Source organism: Nostoc sp., assembly GCF_036917655.1.
Taxonomy (GTDB): Bacteria; Cyanobacteriota; Cyanobacteriia; order Cyanobacteriales; family Nostocaceae; genus Nostoc.
This window is the reverse complement of the sequence record NZ_JBALCY010000024.1, coordinates 15,614-37,833: the sequence shown is the minus strand read 5'-3', so window position 1 is coordinate 37,833 and position 22,220 is coordinate 15,614. Positions and strand designations below refer to the sequence as shown.

General features: G+C 42.4%; 21 protein-coding genes. 10 read left to right on the top strand and 11 right to left on the bottom strand.

Annotated elements, in window-relative coordinates:
* Positions 1-243: 243 nt before the first annotated feature.
* Complete coding sequence (gene recQ / locus V7K30_RS11140) at positions 244-2,406, bottom strand: DNA helicase RecQ (RefSeq protein ID WP_334999101.1); 2,163 nt, start codon at positions 2,404-2,406, stop codon at positions 244-246.
* Between recQ and V7K30_RS11135 the strand changes: the two genes are divergently transcribed.
* The 4 genes from V7K30_RS11135 to V7K30_RS11120 are packed head-to-tail and all read left to right on the top strand — an operon-like array spanning position 2,405 to position 3,250.
* Positions 2,405-2,614 (top strand): hypothetical protein, encoded by a 210-nt coding sequence (locus tag V7K30_RS11135; protein ID WP_334999100.1) that lies wholly within the window; start codon positions 2,405-2,407, stop codon positions 2,612-2,614. The two genes, recQ and V7K30_RS11135, sit on opposite strands and share 2 nt — an antisense overlap.
* 38 nt (positions 2,615-2,652) lie before the next feature.
* Entirely contained in the window at positions 2,653-2,865 is a 213-nt protein-coding gene (locus V7K30_RS11130) for a type II toxin-antitoxin system HicB family antitoxin (RefSeq protein ID WP_334999099.1), read from the top strand.
* A complete protein-coding gene (locus tag V7K30_RS11125; protein WP_334908643.1) occupies positions 2,862-3,086 on the top strand; it encodes a type II toxin-antitoxin system HicA family toxin in 225 nt (74 codons plus the stop codon). Before V7K30_RS11130 ends, V7K30_RS11125 begins: the two co-directional genes overlap by 4 nt.
* A complete protein-coding gene (locus tag V7K30_RS11120) occupies positions 3,083-3,250 on the top strand; it encodes a hypothetical protein (RefSeq protein ID WP_334999098.1) in 168 nt (55 codons plus the stop codon). Before V7K30_RS11125 ends, V7K30_RS11120 begins: the two co-directional genes overlap by 4 nt.
* Before the next feature lie 333 nt (positions 3,251-3,583).
* On the opposite strand, the gene V7K30_RS11115 is transcribed toward V7K30_RS11120, so the two are convergent.
* The 5 genes from V7K30_RS11115 to ltrA all read right to left on the bottom strand — a co-directional run bounded on the left by V7K30_RS11115 (position 3,584) and on the right by ltrA (position 11,202).
* Positions 3,584-4,885, bottom strand: a complete 1,302-nt coding sequence (locus tag V7K30_RS11115; protein WP_334999097.1) for an eCIS core domain-containing protein — start codon at positions 4,883-4,885, stop codon at positions 3,584-3,586.
* Positions 4,886-5,076: 191 nt separating this feature from the next.
* Entirely contained in the window at positions 5,077-6,639 is a 1,563-nt protein-coding gene (locus tag V7K30_RS11110; RefSeq protein ID WP_334999096.1) for an AAA-like domain-containing protein, read from the bottom strand.
* Between the two features lie 141 nt (positions 6,640-6,780).
* A complete protein-coding gene (locus V7K30_RS11105; protein ID WP_334999095.1) occupies positions 6,781-8,151 on the bottom strand; it encodes an AAA-like domain-containing protein in 1,371 nt (456 codons plus the stop codon).
* Positions 8,152-8,479: 328 nt separating this feature from the next.
* On the bottom strand, positions 8,480-9,142 hold the full coding sequence (locus V7K30_RS11100) for a class I SAM-dependent methyltransferase (protein WP_334999094.1): 663 nt from the start codon (positions 9,140-9,142) through the stop codon (positions 8,480-8,482).
* 260 nt (positions 9,143-9,402) lie between these two features.
* A complete protein-coding gene (gene ltrA / locus V7K30_RS11095; RefSeq protein ID WP_334999093.1) occupies positions 9,403-11,202 on the bottom strand; it encodes a group II intron reverse transcriptase/maturase in 1,800 nt (599 codons plus the stop codon).
* Between the two features lie 415 nt (positions 11,203-11,617).
* Here ltrA and V7K30_RS11090 point away from each other — a divergent pair, with 415 nt between their 5' ends.
* On the top strand, positions 11,618-11,788 hold the full coding sequence (locus tag V7K30_RS11090; RefSeq protein WP_334999092.1) for a hypothetical protein: 171 nt from the start codon (positions 11,618-11,620) through the stop codon (positions 11,786-11,788).
* A gap of 66 nt (positions 11,789-11,854) precedes the next feature.
* On the opposite strand, the gene V7K30_RS11085 is transcribed toward V7K30_RS11090, so the two are convergent.
* A complete protein-coding gene (locus V7K30_RS11085; RefSeq protein WP_334999091.1) occupies positions 11,855-13,042 on the bottom strand; it encodes an RNA-guided endonuclease InsQ/TnpB family protein in 1,188 nt (395 codons plus the stop codon).
* Between the two features lie 134 nt (positions 13,043-13,176).
* Between V7K30_RS11085 and V7K30_RS11080 the strand changes: the two genes are divergently transcribed.
* Both V7K30_RS11080 and V7K30_RS11075 read left to right on the top strand, forming a co-directional pair.
* Positions 13,177-13,611 carry a CoA-binding protein gene (locus V7K30_RS11080; RefSeq protein ID WP_334999090.1) on the top strand — a complete coding sequence of 145 codons (435 nt, stop codon included), beginning with the start codon at positions 13,177-13,179 and terminating at the stop codon, positions 13,609-13,611.
* A gap of 219 nt (positions 13,612-13,830) precedes the next feature.
* The gene (locus V7K30_RS11075) at positions 13,831-14,793 is read left to right on the top strand and encodes a phosphoribulokinase (protein WP_334999152.1); all 963 of its coding nucleotides are present in this window, start codon (positions 13,831-13,833) and stop codon (positions 14,791-14,793) included.
* Positions 14,794-14,879: 86 nt separating this feature from the next.
* On the opposite strand, the gene V7K30_RS11070 is transcribed toward V7K30_RS11075, so the two are convergent.
* Positions 14,880-16,334: an RNA-guided endonuclease InsQ/TnpB family protein gene (locus V7K30_RS11070; protein WP_334999089.1), complete on the bottom strand. Its 1,455-nt coding sequence runs from the start codon at positions 16,332-16,334 to the stop codon at positions 14,880-14,882.
* Between the two features lie 84 nt (positions 16,335-16,418).
* Here V7K30_RS11070 and tnpA point away from each other — a divergent pair, with 84 nt between their 5' ends.
* Entirely contained in the window at positions 16,419-16,826 is a 408-nt protein-coding gene (tnpA, locus tag V7K30_RS11065; protein ID WP_334999088.1) for an IS200/IS605 family transposase, read from the top strand.
* A 104-nt stretch (positions 16,827-16,930) separates the two neighbouring features.
* Here the strand turns inward: tnpA and V7K30_RS11060 are convergent, their stop codons facing one another.
* A complete protein-coding gene (locus V7K30_RS11060) occupies positions 16,931-17,500 on the bottom strand; it encodes a hypothetical protein (protein WP_334999087.1) in 570 nt (189 codons plus the stop codon).
* 147 nt (positions 17,501-17,647) lie between these two features.
* Here V7K30_RS11060 and radC point away from each other — a divergent pair, with 147 nt between their 5' ends.
* Both radC and V7K30_RS11050 read left to right on the top strand, forming a co-directional pair.
* Positions 17,648-18,379 carry a RadC family protein gene (gene radC / locus V7K30_RS11055; protein WP_334999086.1) on the top strand — a complete coding sequence of 244 codons (732 nt, stop codon included), beginning with the start codon at positions 17,648-17,650 and terminating at the stop codon, positions 18,377-18,379.
* A 703-nt stretch (positions 18,380-19,082) separates the two neighbouring features.
* Positions 19,083-20,636 carry a cation:proton antiporter gene (locus tag V7K30_RS11050; RefSeq protein ID WP_334999085.1) on the top strand — a complete coding sequence of 518 codons (1,554 nt, stop codon included), beginning with the start codon at positions 19,083-19,085 and terminating at the stop codon, positions 20,634-20,636.
* 266 nt (positions 20,637-20,902) lie between these two features.
* Here the strand turns inward: V7K30_RS11050 and V7K30_RS11045 are convergent, their stop codons facing one another.
* Positions 20,903-21,466 carry a DUF3124 domain-containing protein gene (locus V7K30_RS11045; protein WP_334999084.1) on the bottom strand — a complete coding sequence of 188 codons (564 nt, stop codon included), beginning with the start codon at positions 21,464-21,466 and terminating at the stop codon, positions 20,903-20,905.
* 75 nt (positions 21,467-21,541) lie between these two features.
* A complete protein-coding gene (locus V7K30_RS11040) occupies positions 21,542-22,219 on the bottom strand; it encodes a potassium channel family protein (protein WP_334999083.1) in 678 nt (225 codons plus the stop codon).
* Position 22,220 lies beyond the last annotated feature (1 nt).

The window sequence follows — 22,220 nt, the reverse complement described above, 5'->3', positions numbered from 1 at the left end:
TAATATTGCTCTTGTATTTTAATTATAAGATTTAAGTTGAGCTTCCTTATCTAGTGTTTCAAAAAACAAATATATGAGTAAATAGTAATACTTAAACAAAATGCACCAAATAAAACGCAAAACCAGCCACCCAGTATGAGATGGTTAGAGTTGTCTTGAGTGAGCGTTAGAAATTTCTGTTGAGAATCTTTATTACGAAATAATGATATTTTTTAGTTTGTATTACACGTCCTAAGTAAATTCTCACTTGCGATTTTTGCGCCGCCACTTACCCCGTACTAAGCGAATTTCATCAAAACTGTAGCTTTCACCTAATTGTTCTTTGATGGGAGTGAGGGAAATGTCACCGAGTACTTCTAAAACTTGCCAAATTTTTTGTTGATGTTCTAGAGGTACTAATTGATTTAAATCAACTGGCTGATTTTTCTCAATTAGTTTCTCTAGATGATTGCTAACTGTTGCTGGACTAATATTACGTTTTTGAGCAATTTGAGCGATATTTAAACCTTGTTGATGTAATTGTAATGTCTGTAATTCGGTGTAAGAAGATGAGTTGGGAGAGGATACATAATTATTATTAGCCGATTTATTTTGCAAACCTTTTTCTTGGCGGTAAGCACAAATTTCTGTAATAAACTTTTCGCCATATTGAGCGAGTTTGTGACTACCTACACCAGAAAGTTTGGCAAATTCAACTAAGTTTTGAGGTTGTACCTGTACCATCAATTTTAAAGTGGAATCGTGGAAGATGACGTAAGGTGCTACAGATTGCTCATCAGCTAATTGCTTACGTAGCGATCGCAACTTCTGTAATAATACTTCCGCAACTTCTGCTTTTTCACTACCCTGTTCCCAGGTAATCTTTTGGACTGTGGTTACAGCTAGGGAAACTGTGCGTTGTTTTCGCATTACTTCCCAACTCAGAGGGTTTAGTTTTAAAACTGAGTAACCATCGCTAGTTTGTTCTATTAACCCTTGATGTAAAAGCGATCGCCCTAACATTCGCCATTCATCTAAAGTTCTATCTTTACCAATACCGTAGGTAGAAAGTTTATCGTGTTCGTACTGGATAATTTTATCTTTTTTTGCCCCCCGCAACACATCAATTATGTGTAGCATCCCAAACCTTTCTTTGCAACGCGCCACGCAAGATAAAAACTTCATGGCTTCAATTGTCCAATCTTGCATGGGTTTGGGATGACGACAATTGTCACAGTTACCGCAATTCCCAGGAAACCTTTCTCCAAAATAACCCAGTTGAATCGTTCGCCGACAATCAGTGCCTTCAGCATAATCGATCATCTGCCGCAGTTGTTGTTTGGCAATCAACTGTTCTTGAGGGTCAGTTTTTTGATCAATACTCCATTCAATTGTTTTAACATCACCAAAGCTGAAAAATATTGTACACCTAGATGCTTCTCCATCTCTACCTGCCCTACCAGATTCTTGATAATAACTTTCTATATTTCTGGGCATATCAAAGTGAACTACCAACCGCACATCGGGTTTATTAATTCCCATCCCAAAGGCGACTGTTGCCACCATAACCCGAACATCATCTCGAATAAATCGCGTTTGATTACTACTACGTTCCTCATCATTTAATCCGGCGTGATAAGGTAAAACAACAACTTGATCATTTTGCAGTTTAAAAGTGAGTTCATCAACTTTTTTACGAGTTAAACAATAAATAATTGTCGAACCTTCAGTTTCTCGAATTAGTTCTAACAATTCAGCGTAAGCATATTTAGTTTTAGGACGAACATCGTAATAAAGATTTTCACGGTTAAAACTGGCAAGATGGATGCTAGGTTGCTTCAGCCCTAATTGTTGAATGATATCACTACGGACGCGATCGGTTGCTGTGGCGGTGAGGGCGACGGTAGGAACATCAGGATAGCGTTTTCTCAGAGATTTTAACTGGCGATATTCTGGACGAAAATCGTGTCCCCATTCCGAAACGCAGTGCGCTTCATCAATAGCAAAGCTAGAAATACCGATTTTTTCTTTAACTAAATCGAGAAACGGTAGAAACCTTTCACTCAGCAGACGTTCAGGGGCGACGTATAGTAATTTTACTTTACCGTTGAGGATGGCTTCTTCCCGCGATCGCACTTGGTAAGCATTCAAACTGCTATTGAGAAATGTTGCATTAATATTATTATTTCGCAGTGCTTCTACTTGGTCTTGCATCAAAGCAATTAACGGTGACACCACCACAGTTAATCCATTTTTTAACAACGCTGGTAGCTGAAAACACAGAGATTTCCCCCCACCAGTCGGCATCACAACCATTAAATCTCGATTTTGCAGCGCATCTTCGATAATTTGCCGTTGTCCGGGGCGGAACCTGTCGTAACCGAAGTGATATTTCAGCGCTTGTTCGAGATTGGGATACTGAAGCATGGCGATCGCTTTTTCGGGGGCTGTCTGCGTGAGTAGTTATGAAGATATCAGGATTTTAACTCACATCATCAGCAGCTTTGGGATGACCTGCGTTTCTATAGGGCGATCGCAATTGTCTTACAGCTATTTACCTGAAAATAGCTGTAACAGAACTTCTCTTACCCCAGCTTTCACAGCGATGCTTTCACTTAGCTGGTACTGGCGGTAATCGTGAGAGAATGGAATAATAATCTTGGGCAGCTAATCATGAAGCGAGAATTTAATGTGATTATCGAGCGGGATACAGATGGCTACTTTGTCGCTTCGGTTCCTAATCTTGCTGGGTGTCATACGCAAGCTAAATCTTTAGATGAGTTGATGGAACGTATCCGAGAAGCTATCGAACTCTGTTTGGAATTTGAGGATGAACAAGATTCATTGGATTTTGTGGGTGTCCAACGAGTTGCAGTTGAAGTATGAGCCAACTGCCAAGTTTGACAGGACGCGAAGTCATTGCAGCGCTTGGCAAAATAGGTTTTGAAGTTGCTAGGGTGCGCGGAAGTCATCATATTTTGATACATAATGATGGGCGTCGAACGGTGGTTCCAATACATTCTGGTGAAACAATTGGTCGGGGTTTGCTAGCACAAATACTGCGCGATTGCCAGATAAGCCGTGACGAGTTTAAGTCCCTGTTATGATATATAAGGTTGCCTATGCGGTAATTGGGCATAGAGAGCGAGAAGTAGTTGGTAGGATATTAGAAGATTTATGGGATGCGTATCACGCAGCTAACGTCCCGAACAAGATTAGGCGATCGCACACTCATCAACCAACATATTCAGCGATCGCTTTTATTGTTTGACTCTCGCTATAAGATAGGCGATCGCACTTGCAAGATGAGGCGATCGTACGCTCATCAACCAACATATTGAGCGATCGCTTTTAGGTCAGGTTGAACCAGCAAACAATGGGGCAATCGCACGCTCATTAACCTTCATACGTGGACCACAGTTATAAACTGGAAGACTAATTACCAACTTTGCCAAGAGTTGGTGTGTCTTTTTTCTGTTTCATGCAAAAAAGCCGCTTTCTTCCTTTTTTCCTACACCTGTCAGCCTACCACCTACCCCCAACACCCAGCCATAGCAAGGTTTTATCTTTTATTAATACAATTTAAATTTATACTCTTTGTCCTCTACATAATTTGCTTTTTCACATGGCTTATAAACGCTGTTAAGTATGATTGTAATACTTGTACACAGTGCTGGTCGTGATTGTAGAGATCAGTTAAAAAGTCTTGGAATTTAGGGTATTCTAAATTGTAATCATGAACGGCTGGTGATGGAATTTGTTTTATTAACGGGCTTATTTCCGTTGATTCAACTATTAGTACCATAATTTGATCGAGCATCGGGTCGTCGTCATCTAACATCCCTTCAGTGGGTGCTGGAACTAACTGAGTTGCTCTCTCTAGACAATTTATTGCTCGCGTTAAGTTTTCACTTGCATTAGCTTCTTCATTGTCAGCCGTCTGTGCTTCATTGTCTGATTCTGATGATGAAGAATAATCAACTAGTCGAGTAGCTGCTTGAATGTCTGGTGCTCGCTGCACCGCCCCCCCATTCTGCTGTACCACATGGGTCAACTCATGGGCAATCAACTCCTGTCCTCCCCTACTCCCTGGCTGATACGCCCCCTGCCGAAAGAACACATCCTGCCCCGTCGTAAACGCCTTCGCCTGTATCGACCGATTCAACTGGTCAGCCTGGGAATCTGTGTGAACCTTCACCCTACTGAAATCAGCCCCAAATCCTTGCTCCATCGGTTCACGGATATTCTTTGCCAATGGCTGTCCACCACCCCGTGCCTGATTGATGGATGCTTCCAAATCTTGTGTTGCTGCTATACCACCGTCTGACACACGACGCTGCACCATCGGCTTCATTTGCAATTCTTCATCAGGCAATGACTCGCGCTGAATATTGCCCGATGGTTTCATTTGCAATTCTTCTTCTGGCAATGAGTCACGCTGAAGTTTATCGCTCTGTGGCTGATGAATCCGTTGCACTACCTGACGCGCTGTTTCGTCCGCCTCTTGCTCATACTTATCTCCAGGCTCCCCAATTGTCAGCTTTGCCTGAATTGGTGTTGGTGTATCTGGTCTTCTTAGTGGAATATTGGCAATGTTATGACTATATTGCTTTGCGTGTTCCAGTCGAGAATTCAATAATCCATCCATCTTGGCTTGCAGCACAGTCAGCCGTTCCTGCCCCTCTGGCGTCATCTTGCCATATTTGGCTTGTAATTCCAGTCCAGTTGCCTCAAACTTCTGTTCTGCAAAGGCTTCATTCTCTATGTCCGTTTGTGTCACAGGTGCAACTGATGCTTTTTGAATTTGGCTACCAAACGGTCTATACGCCAATTTAGGGTTTTGTTCTGCTGCTTGGGAATTGGAAAAGATGGATGAGGGAGTCTTTGACAATTTATTATTGTGCATTGTTTTTACAAGTTATTTATTTGCAGTTAACCTGATATTGGGTCATAACTTTATCGAAAGAAATATATATGTAGTACTGCATAGAATTATTTAATTACTTGAAAAATGTATTCATCTATCTACAGATATAAATTACTGTTCAAACAAGATAAATTTAATTAATACCGCAAAATCTAAAATCTCAAATTCAGTCAGCATCCACCTAGCCGAGAATTTGCAGTTATTACTTTGCCCTGATGCCCTATGTGGGTACATTTTCCCTGTGATTCTAAAGCATCAATCTTTCGTAAAAGCGACATTCCCCACACTATAGAAATCACCAACTTAATCGTCATGCCCAAAAGCAAAAATGTTACTATTCTGGAAGATATTCTCTGTTGAGCCAGTCTTTTTTGTTGTTCTGCAAGTCGTGCTTCGACTTCTTTAGCACGTTCGGCCTCTAATGCTTGCTGCATTTCTCGCCGATCTAATTCTTCACTAGCAGCTAAAAATCGATAATCTGAGTTGCTCAAGCTTTTGCCATTTGCCCAAGTTTTGGCATCAATCAAGGCTTGTCCGCGCAATAAGCGAGATTCATCCTTTTGGTTTGAGGCTATCCATGCATTGAAGGTTTCGTAGTAGGGGCGCAAGTAAGCTAATTTTTTTCCAACCCATTCTAAATTGAAAACTTCTTGATAAATTCGGTTTTTGATTTGGAGAAAACCTTGCTTTTTGATCACCAAACCAGATAGCAACAGTTCTACCTGTTCTCGACTATCGTCGGCTGGTACTTCCACCCCTTGGAGGATTTGTTGATAAATTCCTAGCAATCTGGCGGCAAATTGTTCGTTTCTGAGGATGCGATCGCGAATTGTCCGCAAATGCTCCGGTTCATCTTGTGATTCCCATTTTTCGATGATGTGCGATCGCACCACATTTTCTATCCAAAATTTTTCTGTGCCAGGGGGAATTTTTAGCTTCCTACCCACATCATCTTGAGATAAACTACCAAGTAGCCGACACAGCTTTTGAGTAAGAAATGGTTGCCCTTCTGTCCAAGCTAATACTTCTTTCAAAACTTTCTGGGGATGATTGTCTTTAATATTCAGTCCTAAAGATAGTGGTTGAGCTTCTTCAAATGTGAAACCATTTACTTGTATGGTTTTACCAAGATTAAACGGGGTAGTATGATTTCGATATAGAATTAAGTCTGAAGGTGTGGCAACACCGAAAATTGCAAATGTAATCCGATGATACTCTGGATTAATTGCTCGTTGGTTATAACAGAACCGAATCAAACTAAAAAAGTCATCAACAGAGAAATCGAGGCTGAGAATACTATCAATTTCATCAATAAAAATAAATAGTCTTTCGTTAGGAAACTGAGCTAACAGAATTTCCGAAATAAACCGACTAAGTTTCTGAACCAAAGAAATATCATTTTGTTCTTGCCACCAGGTTTTTAAATTGACTTTTCCTAACAGTTTAAAACTCAACCATAGGTCGCCTACAACTCCTTTATACCACTGCTCTGGAGTTATATTTTCACAACCAATATTAGTCATGTCAACGGTGGCACATTTAAAGCCCTCTTGTTGAAAGCGATGCTTTGTTTTTACCATAAGTGAAGATTTACCCATTTGCCTACAGCTCAGAATGTAGCAAAATTCACCCTGCTTCAAGGCTTCGTAAAGTTCCACATCCGCTCTGCGCTCAACATAGCTAGGAGCGTCACTGGTTAAAGTGCCGCCAACTTGATATCGATAATTTTTCATTTGATTTAAAATTTAAAATTCGTTCTCGTTCTTAATAAATGAATTAGGATCAGGACAATTGGTAAAATTCATATTAAGATTGAGAATTACTTCTTTTGATTATTTGTCTTTAAACAGTCTACCAGAACCATTAGTATTATTTTACTTTCCAAGCTGTTGGCTAAAATAAAGGCGATATAACTCACACATAGCGTGAGCTTGATTGCCGTTTAGTTTAACCAAACCCATGCTTTCTAGTTTGTAAGCAGCGATCGCGTCTAGCTCTACTTTTTCATCTGTCGCAATTACCTGTTGCATAGCTGACATTAAATCTGGTTCTTTTTTGAGTAGAGTCAACAGTTCTCGTAAATGCTGACTGTAAATTCCCACTGGTGTAGATGCGATTTCTAGTAACATCTCTAATGTCATTTCCTCCTGACATAGATGATAAAGCGCAAGGCTCACTAAATAGGGATGTCCTCCTACCATTGCTTGTAGGGGTACAAGGCGTTTTGCCCCTTCGGAGTCTGCTGCCCAATGTAGCCCGTAACATAATGCTAAATTTTGTACCTGATTGAGAGTAAATGGTGGCAGCGTAATTGTTATCCCTACATTGAAAGGCGATTGGTTGAGGTTGAGCGGAATATAAATTTCTGTTGTGTGAACTACCACCATCCGCAGCTTTTGCCAGATTTGATCCTGCTTTGCTTGTTCATGCCAAAATCGCAGCATTGGCAGAAAGTCTTGGGCAATATTGGGATGTTCAAAAACTCGATGGACTTCATTCAAAGCCAAAACTACAGGACTATGATCAATGGATTGCAGTACATACGCTTCAAAATAGATTTTACAGCTTACCTTGCTGCCCATTTCCGTATCCCAAAAATCATCTAGACAGGGAAGGAGATTTAACTGCCTGCTGACATTGACACAAAACCAACGTAAAAATTTATTAAGGGAAGCAAAAACGTCTTGGTCAGCTTCTTGAAAGTCCAAATAGACAATTTGATAACCTTGCTCTCTAGCATAAGCAATCATCCGGTTGAGCAGTGAACTTTTGCCCATCTTTTTAGGTGCTTTGATCCGGATTAAGCTACCAGGGTGTAAAATTTCGCTACAAACAAGTTCTTCTAGGGGAGGGCGATTGATGTAAACAGGAGAACCCAGTGGTACAGGGCCGCTAGGAAATTCTATCTTGGTTGTTGAAAAAAAGTCTGGAGAAACCATTTCTAAGCTAGATTCTTCGCCGAACTTTTGTTGGCTCTGATTCTCCTGATCACCTATCTTGTCTTGCAGGTGTTTTTTCAAGGCTAAATGCAGATTTTTTTTCGTTACTCTTTTTCCAAGTGCAACGGAAAGGTCTTGCCACAACTCAGAGCCAACTTCCTTGATGTAATTGTTGCGGTAGCCTGATGCCTCTGCCATTTCACCGTAAGTTTTGCCCAACCACGATTGAGAGAGCACAAACCACTGAATGGAAGCAAGAGGCTTGTCTTGCAGAATTCTTTCTACTGCTTGCAGAATATCTTCCACGGATATTAAAGGTTAAACAGTTAGTAGATGCATTTATCCACTTGGGCCTAGTAATAATATACAACCGAATAAATACTTAAAAAAAGAAAAATAAATGTGTACGGAGCAAAATTTTTACAGCATGATTAATCTTCAAACAAAGAAAATCCTTGGTGTGATACTTCAGAGTAGCAAAAGTGGATTTGGTGGGAAAAGTCAGCCACTACAAATGGTCTTCTTCCCAAGGGTTACAGATGTAAGTAACTTATGAAACCACTATTTTTTACAAAAGCGACACTACGGCCGCTTCTGCGTTGGTAACAAATGGATAAATGGGGATTCAAAGACATTACTTCTTCAGTGCCAGAGTCAAGCCATCTGCGATCGCAACTAAACTAAGACTAACTCGCTGGTCTTGATGCAGCTTTTGATTAAAGGCACGAATCTTTTTAGTTCTATTATCTTGCACTTGGGGGTCGGCAACCTTGCCTGACCAGAGGACATTATCGATCGCAATCAGTCCCCCCGGACGTACTAATTGCAGCGATCGCTCATAATAGCCATCATAGTTGCTCTTATCTGCATCGATGAAGGCAAAATCAAAAGTTTCCGCTTCTGGTGTTGCAACTAGGCGATCCAAAGTCTCCAAAGCTGGGGCAATGTGCAGTTGAATTTTATCCGCCACTCCAGCTTGCTGCCAATAGCGCCGAGCGATCGTTGTAAATTCCTCACTCACATCACAGGCTACCACCTTACCGTCGCTCGGTAACGCCAATGCCACCACTAAGGAACTATAACCTGTAAATACCCCAATTTCTAAAGTTTTCTTAGCTCCCAACAACTGCACCAGTAAGGCCAGAAACTGTCCCTGTTCGGGAGCAATCTGCATCCTCCCTATTGGATGCTGGGCTGTTTCCTGTCTCAGTTGGGCCAAAATTTCCGGTTCTCGGAGAGAGACTGATAGTAAATAGTCATAGAGGTTTTGTTTGAGTCCTAGTGTTTGAGTTGTCATGATATTGGGCATGGGGCATTGGGCATGGGGCATTGGGGACTCGTGGATGAGTCTTTGATACTCGTGAGTGAGTCTTTGATATTCGTGGATGAGTCTTTGATACTCGTGGATGACTTTTTATCAGTCAAAATTATTTTTAAATGCAACTCAGTATTTTGACATCCTAGTAAACTCAGCGAGTCCCTCACGAAACTCGCTGGTCTTCAAAACCGTGCTTAATAGTTTCCCATTACACGGCTCCTCAATGAATCGGCACATTGTCATGTGTACTTCACAACTGAACCATCCTCAGTTGTCTTTTCATCGTGGCAGTGTCTGTGTAATATCTGAAGATTTTTATATTCGTCTTTGCCTCCCAAACTTTTGGGGGTTATGTGGTCAATCTCCAGTACATCTTCTTCTTGAAAGTACATTCCGCAGTGAGTACATTTCCCTGATTGTGACTTTAGAAGCGTTGCCATTCTCACAGTCGTTTCGGGGTGTTTCCCCATTCTTGAACTCCAGTAAATTAGGTTGCCATCGTAAGGACTGGCATCGCCTTCGACTTTCACATGACGGGTAATCTTTGTTTCCGTGTGTGACCGTAACCGCATCGGGTTTTTACCCTCTTGTCTGGTTGCGAATACCCAATTATCACCGCCTACAGTTTGCCAATATTTCTTTGACACCCATCCCCCAGACTTCTGGGGGTGGCGGTGTTGCGCCCAAGCCTTCAGCTTTGGATACATGAGATTATCTAAGTCAGCAAAGATAACCTTACTTACCACTGTTGAGTAGTAGTTAGACCATCCTGTTATTACCGAATTTAATCGGCTGATTAACGCCTCTTGTGGCGCTGCTTTATGGTCATCGATGATACTTGCTACTCGGTCGTAATGTATCTTTTGCTTTTTCTTGCTTGGGGTGATGATTGTCTTGAAACCTAGTTTTGAGTGGTATTTACCCAATTTCCACTGTCTTATGTTAAAACCGAGGAAGTTAAAACCTGGTTTTTCCGACCCATACTCATTTAGGGTGTGGGTTAGACGTGTTTTGGAAGGTTTCAGTTCAAGACCCATGTCTCTTAACCATTCAGAGATTATCTCCCTGCATCTTTGGACAACGGTTATGTCTTTATGGAGAATCACAAAGTCATCGGCGTATCGGATAACTTTGGGACTTTTAAACCTTGTACCTTTTCTGTGATACCAAGTTTCCCTCATGGTTTGGGACATTTCTGGAAATGCCTTATTTATCCGTTCTTCCATCCCGTGAAGGGCAATATTAGCTAGTAATGGGGAAATGACCCCACCCTGCGGCGTACCCTCAGATGTTGGAAACAACTGCCCTCCATCCATCACCCCCGCTTTTAACCATGCTCGAATTTGTCGGCGGATGGTGGGGGATGTATTTAATTTTCTTAGCAGTGCTTCATGGTCGATGCGGTCGAAGCATTTTGCAATGTCGGCATCAAGCACATATTTGCTTTTCTGCACAGTTGCTTTAAATATTGCCTCTATTGCATCATGACATGAGCGCCCAGGTCTGAACCCGTATGAGTTAGGTTCAAATCGTGCTTCCCATTCTGGTTCTAATGCCAGCTTGAATAGCGCTTGCAAAGCTCGGTCGTTCATTACGGGAATTCCCAAAGGTCGTTTCTCATCCGTTCCTGGTTTGGGAATCCAAACCCGTCGTGTCGGTTTAACCTTTGATTTAGGTTTTAATTTGGCAACCAATGCTAGACGTGCTTCTGGGGATAATGATTTTATACCGTCCACTCCTGCCGTCTTTTTCCCTTGGTTGTCTTGTGTTACCCGACGAACCGATAAACACTTTGCTGACCAGGACTTCATCAACGTCTTCTGGAGTCTGCGAAATGCTTTGACATCACCACGACGAGATGCTTTGTAAATTCGTTTTTGCAACTTAAAAACACGTCTTTCTAACTTACGCCAGTTGATGTGTTTCCATTCCACCATCGATTCATTACTCTTTACGTTTCTAATTGGGTTAATCTTCGAGGGAGGAAAACCGCTTTTAGTAGGTTTGGGAGAAACTTGTCGTGTATTAGACTTTTGCATTGCTACTCATAACTTTACACTCCAAATCACCGTAAGTCCGTCAGCATATCCCTGCCATTAAAACAGGGCATTGGCTTCTGACTCAATCTTTCCTTTCGTTGCATACGGTTAGCACCTGCTCAGTTATCGACCTTGCTGAGAGCAGACGAAAGGTTACTTCGTTCCGAATAACCATTGTTAGAGCCTTTAGAATGATGCTATCCACCGGGTTTATTGGGAGTGCAACTGGTCAACCGGAGAATTGCCAACCCCTTATCCCTTGCCTTTTGGCTCCAACGCATTAAGCCTTATTTCGCTGGTTCTTCATGACGATGGTTCGTCGCATCTTTGCTTTCGCTATTCATAGGTTCATGCTCGAAGGGGAACCAGCTTAGGCTGCCAGTTGTTCCTCCTTTTCATCCCGCTTCAGGCTTTGATGGCTAGTCGCAAACCTGGGGATGATGCTGTTACCGTTGCACCTACGGAGAGGGACTTCTCTTTTTTAATTCGAGTCACCCTCATGGTTATTCAGTTATCATCTGAGAGAGGATTAAAGTGCGAACTCTACCCTAAACTGGGTTATCTCTCAAATGTCACTCATCCCTGAATATTTCTACTCATTTCGAGTGAACGAATCGCACCTCAGGTCTAAAGACACGGTGATTCCTAAGACTCACGACTTAGGTTTCTGTTTCTTCCCATTACTGGGTTTTCGCAACTGCCTTTTAGCCGTATGGCTATCGGGTCTTAGGTTCGCTCCACAGACTGCAACTGCGAGTCCCGCAGCCAAAATATTTTTACTTGCGTTGATATCTCGATCATGGTGAGTGCGACATTTAGGGCAATCCCACTCTCGAATATTTAACGGTAATTTCTCAACAATATGTCCACAGTTCCCACACCTTTTAGAGCTTGGAAACCATCGGTCAATCTTGACCAGTGTACGACCGTACCAGTCACATTTATAGCCAAGCTGACGAATTAATTCTCCCCAACTGGCATCACTAATACTTTCAGCAAGTTTAGGATTCTTCACCATATTTTTTATAGCCAAATCCTCAACCACGATGGTTTGATTTTCACGCACCAGTTGAGTAGTTAGCTTATGTAAAAAGTCCTTCCGGCTATCAACTATTTGAGCATGAACTTTTGCTACTTTCCTCCTTTGTTTCTGTCGATTATTTGAACCTTTTTCTTTACGGGATAGCGATTTTTGAACTCTTTTTAACTTTTTACGTAATCGTTTAAAGTGCTTTGGGTTAACGATTTTGTCCCCATTACTAGTAGCAATCAACGAAGTTATCCCTACATCCAAACCAATAACTTTATCAGACTTTGGCTCTTGTCTTATTGTTTGGTTATCAACTAATAAAGAAACGTGCCACCGCCCACTTGCATCTAGTTTGACAGTTATAGTAGATGGTTCGCACTCATCAGGCAATTCTTTACTCCAACGAATAGGCAACGCTTCAACGCACTTAGCAAGCCAAACTTGTCCATTCTTCCACCGAAAAGCAGCCTTGGTAAACTCAGCACTTCCTCCGTTGTGTTTCTTTTTAAAGTTGGGATATTTAGCCCGACCCGCCCAAAAGTTAGCAAAGGCTTTTTGCAAATGCCGTAATCCCTGCTGCAATGGAACACTGCTAACTTCATTTAGAAATTGCAACTCCTCAAGTTGTTTCCATTCAGTTAACAACGAACTTGTTTTCAAGTAGTCAATTCGCTCTTGTCTTCCGTACCAAGCTTCCGTCCTCGCTGCTAGCGCTCGGTTGTAAACTAACCGTGCACATCCCATAGTTTTCCGCAACTTGATTTCTTGTTCAGGACTTGGGTAAAAACGATAGCGAAAAGCTTGTTCCATATACGTTCTAAAAACGTCTTACATCCTACACCAAATACTGTAAAAAAGTAAATTAATATAAAGCCGTCCTACAAGGACAGGGTTTTATACCCAATGTTTTGATAAACAAAGCGATCGCTCAGGATATTTAGATTATGCTAAACCTCAAAGAAGATGATAACGCCCTGCGTGAGGTGTTGACCCAAGCCAAAATCATCGCTGTTGTAGGTTACTCTGATAAACGCGATCGCATCAGCTATCAAATTGCCCAATTCTTGCGGCAAATTGGGTACACAGTCTATGCCGTCAACCCCCTAATTAAAGAAATTGATGGTCAACCCAGTTATGCTGCACTTCAGGAATTACCAGAACCCGTGGATATTGTTAACGTGTTTCGCCGTTCTGAGTACTTGCCAGAAATTGTAGATGAAGCAATTTCCATCAACGCTAAAACTGTGTGGGCGCAATTGGGTATCTGGCATCAACCATCAGCACAAAAAGCAATAGAAGCAGGACTCAACGTGTTAATGGATGCCTGTATCAAAATTGAGTATCTACGGCTGAGAGGAGATTTAGCAAAAAATGTCTAAAATTACAATCTACTTTTACATCATCATAATTATGCATACAGATGACTCTAAAAGGAATGTAGATTGTAATTATTGTGCCAAAAACGATCGCAGAAACATTGTATGTGTAGAGATATTGCATACTAAGTTTTTGCTTGAGTTACTCGCCTAAACCCTTCTAGAATAAAAACTATTGTAGGGAATTTTATTAATAAACTTGCTTTTATTCTGGGAGGTATGATGAGCCGTCCAATAATTCTTGGTATTGTCGGCGACAGCGCTGCTGGGAAAACAACACTAACGCGAGGAATCGCTCAGGTACTCGGCCCAGAAAATGTCACGATCATCTGCACAGATGATTATCACCGTTACGATCGCAAAGAACGTGCAGAAATTGGCATCACCGCTCTCCACCCTGACTGCAACCATTTAGATATAATGCAGCAACATCTGTCGTTGCTACGCACAGGACAACCGATCCTCAAACCAGTTTACAGCCATAAAACCGGCACATTCGAGCCACCGCAGTATATCAAGCCCAATAAATTTGTGATTATTGAGGGATTACTCGGTTATTCTACTCGTGCTGCCCGTGATTCTTACGACGTTAAAGTTTTTCTTGCACCTCCTGAAGAACTACGCGCTAAGTGGAAAGTCAAACGGGATACCCAAAAGCGGGGCTACACTGCCCAACAGGTGTTGGCGGAACTAGAAAAGCGCGAACCAGACTCAGCACAATTCATCCGTCCGCAGCGGCAATGGTCTGATATAGTCATTAGTTTCTATCCACCCACTGAAGAAGATGATGAAATCAATGGACACCTGAATGTCCGTCTGGTACTACGTCCGACAATTCCCCACCCAGATTTTACCCAGATTATCAACTCTGGCTATGGTAATTCTGACTCAGCGATCCGTCTGGGGCTAGACAGGGATATGAGTAAACCGGTAGATGTCTTAGAAGTTGATGGTCATGCCACCTTAGAACAGGTGAATCAGCTAGAGCATATTATTTGTTCTGATATGCCTCATCTACGAAATATTTGCGATCGCGAAAGTAACCCAGAACTGGGTAAGATTGCTGGAACAACTGGGGAAACATTGCAAAGTTACCCCCTTGCTCTGACTCAGTTGATCATTACCTACCATATGCTGAAAGCAACGCAAATTTATTCAGTAATCAGCGAAGCTGGAGGGGTTTAACGGGTTTGCGATCGCCTTTAGTATTGGGCTGTTGAATTATGCGATGCCTACGGCGGTAAACTACGCACTATGCTGACGCTAATGAACTACCCACAGTTTGCTCCGCCTGAACTGTGGGTTTCTACATCCCTCAGTTCGTTTTTAGCGGAGACTTCTACAGATTTTTGACGCTTCATTGCCCCTAGTTGCTTCATGCTTCCTGCTGTTTTGCGGGTGCGTGAGGTAGAGCTAGACGACTCTGCGTCTACGAGGCTAGTTCCTAACCCCGGTAGAGTTCCTTTCGCCCAATAAAGCATAACCTCGGCAGCAGCAATATCTCTATCCTGTAGATAATTACAAACACCACACTCGTGTACTCGAATATCGAGTGTTTTCTTGTGTTGTTTTCCACATTTAGGACAGGTTTGAGAAGGTTTTACAAGACGGGTCGGAACCTCTACAAATACACCACCAATCTGTTCTATTTTGTATTTGATAGTGCTACGTAACATTCCAAAACCAACATCAAGAATAGACTTATTTAGTCCAGCCTTCTCCCAAGGGGAGACGCCAAAGGCGATCTGCTTTTTGCGCTTACCCTTCTTGACGCAGTTGTTCATAGGGGAAACCACGCCAGATGCTCCACTTGGGGAAACCCCAAGACCGCACTGGCTCCCCAAGACCACACTGCGTCGCTTTTTTGCTTTTCGGGTCATGTTTTTGACTTCTAGCTTTTCAGTTGCAACGAAGCTATTACTGCTGACTATTTCTGCCGCAACTTGGTGTATCCAATTCTGACGTTGATTACTAACTTTCCGAGTCAGCTTACTAACCGATGCTTGGGCTTTTTTAAACCGTCTAGAAGCGAAAATCTTTTTTCTTCTGTTTGGCGCACGTTTGCGTCTTTTTTCCTTAGATGCTTTCTTGATTAGATGTTCAGCATTTCTCAAAAACTTGGGAGCATCAATTTGTTGATGATTCTCACCATCAGTAATTGATAACGCTGCATTACATCCCAAATCAATGCCAACAGCACCAACAGGTAAAACCTCTGGTTTGAGAACTTCATCTAATACATTGACAGTAATTGAAGCATACCATTTACCATTGCGATAAAGAATCGTGCAAGTAGTTGGTTTTCCCCAGTACAAAGCTAGTCCACGCATCTGAATGCGTCCAATTTTAGACAAATTCAAATACCCATTGTCGCCGTCTGAATCTACCTTAAAACCTGCACAGTCTGGATAAGTCCAACCTGAATAATGCCTAATTGATTTGAATCTAGGACGTTTAGCTAATCCTTTGAAGCAACGCTCAAAAGCAAAGTCAACACGTTTAAGGGTTGCTTGCAGTGCATGACTGGGAAGTTCTTTGTACTCTATCCAAACCTCTTTAAACGCAGGTAAACAGTTTTGTTGCTCAAAATAATCAACCTTGTGATTATATATTTTATATTGATTGAATCTATTATTTACTGCGGCATTGTACAAGTCCTTGTGGAGCTTTCGGTGATACCGCAACATTAATTCAGTTTTTTCGTTTGGGTATAGCCGAAAAGTCATTCGTCTTGTTGCCACAATATGTTTTGGCTTCCTCCCTAAATCTGATATATTAGTCAGAATATACCAGACACGGTTGTTTGTCAAATGCTTCCTCGTAAAGGCTCACACGCTGTTTTTTCTATTCACTTGCACTTTGTTTTTATTACCAAATATCGCAAAAAAGTAATTACCGCACCAATCCTTGAGCGGATGCACGAGATTTTTGCGAATATTTGCATTAAAACTAATTGCATTTTGATAGAATTCTCAGGTGAACAAGATCATGTTCATTTGTTGGTAGATTACCATCCAGATAACAACATTTCTGATTTTACTTCTAGTCTAAAATCTGCGAGTAGTAGGGTTATTCGCAAAGAATTTAAAGAGCATATTGACAAGTTTTACTGGAAACCCCTGTTTTGGTCTAGCTCGTATTATGTTGCTTCAAGTGGTGGCGCACCGATTGATAAACTTAGGAAATATATCAAAGAGCAGGATGCGCCAACTGAATAAATATGGATTGGTTATTTTCACTTCGTTCCAATAACCCGCTCCGATCCCTACCCTATGAATACATTGAGGGTAGGGACTGCCGCGATAAGTTCAAACTCAGATGCTCATAATTGTGACTTGACAGGGGCTTGTAGCAGTTCAATATCTCTAATCTGAAGAATGCCACTACTCTCAAATTGCACACTAATTTGAACTTTGGCAGCATCTGCTTCTTTTTTAAAATGGGCACGCGCTTCGTAAGGCTTAAAATCTATGGTTGGCGAAACTGCTGTAGACCATAATCTCGTCATCGTGCCCCATTGTTCTAGTCTAGGTAAACCTAAACTCACTTTAATTAATTTTTCTGTGTTTAGCGCTTTGGCGTAAAATCGACAGGCAAGAACACACTCTTGGACATCGGGTGCTGCAACTTCAAACAAGATGACATCGCGCAAAGGATCTGTACTAGTTATCAACCGCTGAGTATTGTCGTCATAGGCTTCAATTTGCCAGCTTTCTCCAACAGTTGCAATGCCTCCCCTTGTCACCGTGGAATCGGCAGGTGTGAATCGACAAATCAGCACAAATGGCTCTGCGGGTTCGGGAACGGTGAAGTGTTTTCCCAGTTCAATACTGACTTCTTGAAGTTTAGAGTCAATAAAACCTTTTAGATTGTTAAATAGATCGTCAAACATAGCGATCGCCCTAAATCAGATTCTTTTTAGGATTACCATACAAACTTACCAAGATTAAAGATTTTCTCTAGTTAAGGATAATTGCGATCGCAAACAAGGGATAACTAAGGATAGTTCCATCTAGGGTGAGTATTCTCTTAGTTTCCTATGACCTATTGCCTCAGAATTGCCGACCTACCTACAAATGAGCGTCCGCGTGAACGATTAATGACGCATGGTGCCAAAATTTTAGCCACAGCGGAGTTAATTGCAATTCTTCTAGGCACCGGTCAAGGGCCGGGAAAACTGTCTGCTGTGGGTTTGGGACAATATATCTTGAGCGAATTAGGCAAACACCAACGTGATCCTTTGGTAGTTCTGCGAGAAGTTACCCCCGCCGAATTGATGCAAATTCCTGGTGTTGGCCCAGCGAAGGCGACAAGTATCTTAGCAGCAATTGAATTGGGTAAACGCGCTTTTCAATCTCGACCTTTAGATGGCACATTAATTGATAGCCCACTTGCTGCTGCTGCTACCCTCAGTCAAGATTTGATGTGGCAGATACAAGAACGTTTTGCAGTGGTGCTATTAGATGTCAAGAATCGTTTGCTGGGTACGCAAGTAATTACCATTGGTACTGCAACCGAAACCTTAGCCTCTCCCCGTGATATTTTTCGAGAAGTTATTCGTCAAGGCGCAACGCGGGTAATAGTTGCTCACAATCATCCTTCTGGGAACCTTGAACCCAGCCAAGAAGATATAGAATTGACACGCCAGTTGTTAGCAGGGGCGCAGCTTTTGGGTATTCCGGTACTAGATCATCTGATTTTGGGCAATGGCAATCATCAAAGTTTACGGGAACTGACAACCTTGTGGGATGAGCATCCACAGGGGGATTAATCAATTAACAGGACGCGGGGATGCAGAGAGTTACTTCATTAGGACTTACGCACTGAAAACCTGAAACCTCGATCCCCCTAACCCCCCTTAAAAAGGGGGATCTGAAAGAGCCAACTTTTTAAGGGGGTTGGGGGATCTCTTCTGCGTAATATCATGTCCGGGTAATTCGTTGTGATTCCCATAGTCATTGCACCCCACACGCCAGATGCTCCACTTGGGGAGACCCCAGACGCTCTCTACGAGACGCTGCGCGAACGCGGACTCGCTACCGCTTTTAGCGTCTCCCCTTCTCACATTGGGAGAGGCTAGCGCCCGCCGTAGGATGCCCGAAGGGCTGTAGGGAGAAGACCGCACTGGCTCCCCTTAATCCCCTCCCCGCCGGCTCTTAGGGGAGACAAAGCATAGCTTTGGCTCTTTGGGGTTCTTCGGGTTTAATAAGCAATCAAGCGGACATGATATAAGTCCTATTCATGAAATACCTAATACAAATACATACGTAAGGGCGTATAGACCACGATAGTTGATTAGTCATAATCTTTTGACCGCTTACCAGCTTTCAGTCTTCCATCGCGGCTCTTTATTGAAATACGGTAGCGAGGTACTGATCCGTTCAGTTCCAAATCCACACGCTGAAGTTGCTAATTTGGCATGAATGAGGAGAGAATCTATCAGTCAAGTCCAAATAACTTTCCAAAACGTAATAGTGGATGTTACAGAATTAGTCAAAGTTTCAATTATTCTCCTGCTCGTTGCTACAGGTGTAGCTTTGCTATCCCGGCGGTTGCGAATCCCTTATGTTGTGGGTTTAGTATTAGCAGGTTTGCCCATCACTGAGCTATTATCTCGTCCGATTGGTTTAAATCCAACCCTTGTTTTGAATCTTTTCCTGCCAATTTTACTCTTTGAAGCTGGTATTAATACAGATGTCAGTCGCCTACGCAGCACCTTTAAACCAATTGCCCTTCTAGCTGGGCCGGGGGCTGTGCTTTCTAGTGGTATTATTGCCGTCCTGTTGAAATTTGGGCTGGGACTGAGTTGGATACCTGCCTTATTTGTAGGAGTAATGCTGGCAAACACTGATACAGTTTCAATGATTGCCATCTTCAAGGAGATACCAGTGCCCTCCCGGCTTTCCACCATCGTTGAAGGAGAAACCCTATTTAACGATGCTGCTGCCCTAGTTATGTTCAACCTGATTTTGCAAGTATATTCGACAGGTTCACTCACGTTACTAGAGGGAATCCAACAATTCCTATTTATCTCTCTAGGAGGCTGCCTCGTGGGGTTAGTCTTAGGCTACTTGAGCATACCTGTATTCGCCCGTTTAGATGATCCCCTTAGCAGTCTATTACTGACGGTAGCAGTTGCATTAGGCACTTTTCAGGCTGGAGAATTTCTAGATGTATCAGGTGCTGTCGCCGTAGTTGTAGCTGGATTAATTTTCGGGAATTTAGGGCTTTCTCCCAATACTTCTGCTTCTAGTCGCATCACCTTGTTGAGTTTCTGGGAATATGCCAGTTTTACGGTCAACACCTTTATTTTTCTGCTGATTGGTGTAGAAATAAACTTGGTAACGCTCTGGAAGACTTTACCTGCAATTCTACTTGCAGTTTTGGCTTATCAAGTCGGGCGAGTTCTTACCGTCTATCCACTGCTAGTAGTGGTTCGTTGGTTTGACCGCCCAATTCCGCTGCGCTGGCAACATTTACTGTTTTTAGGCAACATCAAAGGTTCACTCTCAATGGCTCTGGCATTGAGCTTACCCACCACATTACCAGGGCGAGAAGTCCTCATAGCTATAGTTTTTGGTAGTGTGCTGGTGTCGTTAGTTGCACAGGGTTTAAGTTTACCTTGGGTGGTAAAGCGTTTAAAATTATCTAAATTTTCAGAAGCTCAACAACAGGTTGAAGAATTGCAAGCCCAGTTGATCACAGGTAAGGCAGCACAGGATGAATTAGATAGCTTGTTGAAATCAGGGGTGTTACCAAAAGCCGTTTATGAAGAGATGCGTTCAGCTTATCAAGTACGAATTGCTGGTGCAGAAAAGACACTGCGGGAACTTTTTAATCGTCGCCCTGATAAGTTGGAAGGCAAAAGTGGTAACAGTAGTAAACTTGATGCCATCCGCCGCCGTTTACTGCTGGCAGAAAAAGGAGCGCTCAATGAGGCAATGCGGAAGCGAATTCTCTCAGAAGAAATTGTGCGCGGGCGGATACAAACTCTTGATGAACAATTGCTGAAGCTAGAAGATGATTAAGTAGTTTTTGGGCATTGGGCATTGGGCACTTGTACTGAGCGACTTGTGCCGAGCGGAGCCGAGGTAAGCCGTTGGCGCAGCCTCTCCAAGAGTTGTATTGGGCATTGGGCATGGGGCATGGGGCATGGGGCATGGGGCATGGCGCATAGAAAGAGATATTTTTATTCCCTGGTGTACCCCTTCGGGTGTGGAGGTTTAGCTAGGACTTATTGCACTACAAAAGTATTACAATTCTGCCTAGATCAAAATGCACTTTTTTAAGATTCCTATTTTAAAGGCGATCGCTTATAGTTATTTTGATTTTTAATTACCCTACCAGGACTAATAAAAGAAATTCCTTGTTGAAAGTCAGTACCAATCATCACTGCTTCCACTATAGGTTCGGATATTTCTGTTTGGGCTACCCACTCTACAATAAAGTTTGCTCCTAAACCTCCACTGGTGTCATTTCTATTTATAAAAAAATCTGTAGAAGCTAGTGCATCAAGTTGAATAGGGCGCTCCAAATACCGTTTAACTAATTTCCCATCTGAGTTGTAGTAGCGTACAGAAGTAATGATGATCGGATTGGTCAAATCTGTATTCCGAATACTCAGCGTAACTGCTAACTCGAAAATCTCCTGGCGATTGTGATGATAAATATGTGAATAGACAGGAACATAAACAGTTTGACCACTTGCAATCTTAAAATTCTTATCCAGCGTCACTATTTTTTGAACTGGGGTTGCTTGAGTGGCATCGGGTTGTGACTTGGGTGGAATATTTGTTGATTGACAAGATGCAAGAAAAATAACAGCGATCGCTAAATAAATATGTAGATAAGGCTTCATCAAAACTATTTACACCAATTTTTTATAAATGTGTAGCTAACCCCATCTAATAAAGAGTTTAGGTAGGGACTGCGCTCAACATCTTTGTTCAATAAAATCAATTACTTGATGTAAACATCCTGGTTTAGTCACAATCAGCACAGTTGAATGAGGTTCTAGTATTGTACTGCCGTTAGGAATCATTAAATCTTCGTGGGGATGGGATTGATAACCAATAATTAGCGAACCAGTAGGGAATCGGGAATCCTGAGCGATTTCGGCAACGCTACGACCAGCAACATAGCAATTGTTTGGGATGGCAAGTTTTAGTACTTCAATCTGTCCCTGCTCAAAATGCATCATTGATTCTACTTGAGGATACTCGATGGCATTCACCATTGTTGAAACTGCTAGTTCAACAGTACTGATAATATGGTTGGCTCCAGCTATCCGCAGTGGTTCTGCAAAATCGGGGTGGCGCATCCGACTTAAAAGGTGGGGGACACCGTAGTGTTTAGCAAGAGTCACCATTGCTAAGTTTAAGGCATCACTTCTCAGGACAGCTGCCAAGGAGCCGGCTTTGCGAATCCCAGCTTCTAACAATACTTCTGTACTCACAGCACTGCCTTCAAAAGCCATTGCTCCTACTTGTTCGCGGGCGTAGCGACAAGCGATAGGATCAATGTCAATTACGGCAACAGTATGTCCTAGTTCTACCAGTTTTTGGGCTAAAGTCAGCCCCACTAAGCCGGCTCCACCAATTAGTACGTACATA